This is a genomic window from Shewanella sp. 10N.286.45.A1, from assembly GCF_041470405.1.
Classification (GTDB): Bacteria; Pseudomonadota; Gammaproteobacteria; order Enterobacterales; family Shewanellaceae; genus Shewanella.
This window is the reverse complement of sequence record NZ_JBFRMK010000196.1, coordinates 1-3,008: the sequence shown is the minus strand read 5'-3', so window position 1 is coordinate 3,008 and position 3,008 is coordinate 1. Positions and strand designations below refer to the sequence as shown.

Below are 3,008 nucleotides of genomic sequence, written 5' to 3'. Positions count from 1 at the left end.
GGCATCCAATTGGATGCCGTTTTTATTGGACTCATTGGGCTCTATTTCTTCTCAAGAAATACACCAGACTCCATGTGATCGGTATACGGGAACTGATCAAACAGTGCAAAACGAGTGATGTTATGGGTCTTACTCAACTCTTTTAAGTTATCTAGCAAGGTATTAGGGTTACATGAGATATAAACAATACGCTCATAACCTTGCACTAGCTTAACGGTATTCTCGTCTAAACCAGCACGTGGCGGATCGACAAAGATGGTGTTGCAGTTATAGCTATCAAGATCGATACCTTCTAAACGTCGGTAGCTACGCTTTTTTGCCATAGCATCGGTAAAATCTTCTGCTGACATACGAATAATTTGCAGATTTTCAACGTTATTCATTTTAATATTGTACTGTGCAGATTCAACTGACGGCTTAGCGAGTTCAGTTGCCAATACTCGTTCAAAGTTTTGCGCCAGTGCAATTGAGAAGTTTCCATTGCCGCAATAGAGCTCTAATAAGTCGCCAGTGCTATTTTTAGTGACATCAATCGCCCACTCAAGCATTTTGACTGAAACTTTACCATTAGGCTGGGTAAAGCTATTTTCAATTTGATGATACTGCAGTTGCTTACCAGCAACGCTTAATGATTCAACGACGAAGTCTTTATCAAAGATCAGTTTTTGTTTGCGAGCGCGGCCAATCAAATTGACATTGAATTGGCTGCTCAGTGTTTGCTTTAAGATTTTGGCTTGCTCTTCCCATTCAGCATCTAGCTGCTTATGGTAAAGCAAGGATACTAAGATCTCTCCACTTAGCGTTGATAGAAAATCTATTTGAAACAGGCGATGACGCAGGATAGTGTTGGGCTTTAATAGCTCAACCAGCACAGGCATCATCTTGTTGATCAGCTCACTTGCAGGTAGAAACTGATCGCAACGCACTTTACTATCAAGCTCTTTATCGAACATGTAATAGTAGAGGTCTTCCCCTTCATGCCACATTCTAAATTCAGCACGCATACGATAGTGGGCAGTTTCAGAGCTAAATGACTCAAGTTCCGGCGTGTCAAAATCAGTAAATAACTGCTTTAGCTTGACGCGCTTTGCTTCGAGTTGCACATCATAGGTTGAAGGATCCATTGCTGCTAAATTCATATTTTGATCACCGTGAGCTTTAAATTAGGGGCGGAATATTATACTAGATAGCAGGGATGTCCAGTTTCTCCCATTCGATTTAACCTAGCTTGTAGGGAAATTTTAAAGCAAAATAGCTAATTCGGCCTTAGCTAAGGCTAATTTTGCAGCTATATAACAGCATTTATATGATAGTGGAGAACGCTTTGTCTGGACCTATTCTTATTTTTGACTCTGGAATTGGTGGGTTATCGATTCTGGACGAGATCAGAAAAGTAATGCCTCAGCAAAACTGCTGCTATTTATTCGATAATGCGCGGCTACCATATGGTGAATTAGAAGAGTCGGAACTCATTAGTGGATGCGTATCGCTTATCACCGAACAAGCAAAGCGTATCAATGCCAGCATTGTGGTGGTTGCATGTAACTCGGCCAGCACACTAGTGTTACCAATATTAAGGCAGCAGTTATCAATTGCTGTTGTCGGTGTTGTCCCGGCTATTAAACCAGCAGCAAAAATATCTAAGCGCAGGCACATTGGTTTACTGGCTACCCCAGGTACAATTAAACGCCCCTATACCAAAGAGTTAATCGATGCATTTGCAGAAGATTGTCGGGTTGAATTGTTTGGTTCATCAGAATTGGTCATGCTTGCGGAAGCCAAATTGGCGGGAACGGCAGTCGACATGCAAAAGCTTGAGTCATTACTTGCCCCAATTAGAACGTCTGAACTCGATACCTTAGTGCTAGGTTGTACACACTTTCCAATTTTGGCTGCAGAGATTAAACAGTCACTGGGGCAAAGCGTTATTTTGTTAGATTCAGGTAAAGCTGTGGCAGATAGAGTACTGAGCTTACTTAAAGGTAACGGCTTAGCAAAAGCTACAAGTCACAAGATTGTAGATTATAGTGCGGTATTTACGACGGATGGTATTACACAAGGTTTGAAAGAAAGGTTAGTTGAAGAGGGGTTCACGAGTATAGAACCACACTCCTCAACTAACTTACGTTAGCTGGCTTACGCTTGGCTTTCTGTTTTATCTGAATCTTGAGATTTAGCTTCACGAACCTTCAATGTTCTTTCTTGAAAGTCATATTCGTTTAACTTAGACATGGCCTTCTTAGCACCCGCCTCTGACATTTCGATAAAGCCAAAGCCTTTACGACGTCCAGTTTTACGGTCTCGGACTAAGCGAACTGAGTTGACAGGACCATACTCACCAAATAATGCTTTTACTTCACCTTCATGAACACGGTAAGGCAAGTTACCTACATATAAGGTCATAGTTGGACCGGTATAAGGTTCGTTGCTACTTGCAGCAGCAGACGTTCCTGATTTAGATTGAATTGAAAAGATAACGCTTGCGATGATAGCACCAGTAAAGAAAGCAATGGCACCGTTTAGATCTGGAGCGATCTGAAAAATAGCTAATGCACCAATAATGGCAACGGCTAAAACGATAAAGAATGACTTCTGCATATATATAATCTCTGAAGTGTAAATGAATGAATCGATAACTAACTGTTAATAACTTGCATATGGTAATGAATTATTGAGCAATACACTAGTGTGTTGCTGAAAAAATGAACTTTATCTTGGCTTCAAACCTATAAAGGCCAAATAATCAGCATTGAAAGTACGATAAACACCCACAATCAGGCAGTTTGGCGAAAAGATCGACATGCGATCGTTTTCTTATTAAAAAGCGCTTGCGCTTACTCAAGATCTCCCTATAATGCGCAACCACTGACACGGCACAGCAGGCCAACTACTTAGGTAGCACGGGACTTGCAGCGGTGTTAGAGAGATTAACTTCTTCGGAAATTAACCTCAGGTGACAAACGCTTTAAGGGCTTCGGGTAGTGCTTCTTTTCACGAGAGTGATTAAG

At 41.3% G+C, this 3,008-nt stretch carries 3 protein-coding genes; 1 reads left to right on the top strand and 2 read right to left on the bottom strand.

The features are described 5' to 3' along the window. Positions 1-41 precede the first annotated feature (41 nt). Positions 42-1,139, bottom strand: coding sequence for a tRNA (uridine(54)-C5)-methyltransferase TrmA (trmA, locus tag AB4238_RS14660; RefSeq protein WP_372034086.1), 1,098 nt, complete (start codon positions 1,137-1,139; stop codon positions 42-44). Positions 1,140-1,324: 185 nt separating this feature from the next. On the opposite strand from trmA, the gene murI reads away from it, so the two are divergent. After that, on the top strand, positions 1,325-2,131 hold the full coding sequence (gene murI, locus AB4238_RS14655; protein ID WP_372034085.1) for a glutamate racemase: 807 nt from the start codon (positions 1,325-1,327) through the stop codon (positions 2,129-2,131). Between the two features lie 5 nt (positions 2,132-2,136). On the opposite strand, the gene AB4238_RS14650 is transcribed toward murI, so the two are convergent. After that, the gene (locus AB4238_RS14650) at positions 2,137-2,598 is read right to left on the bottom strand and encodes an RNA-binding protein (RefSeq protein WP_020910435.1); all 462 of its coding nucleotides are present in this window, start codon (positions 2,596-2,598) and stop codon (positions 2,137-2,139) included. Positions 2,599-3,008 lie beyond the last annotated feature (410 nt).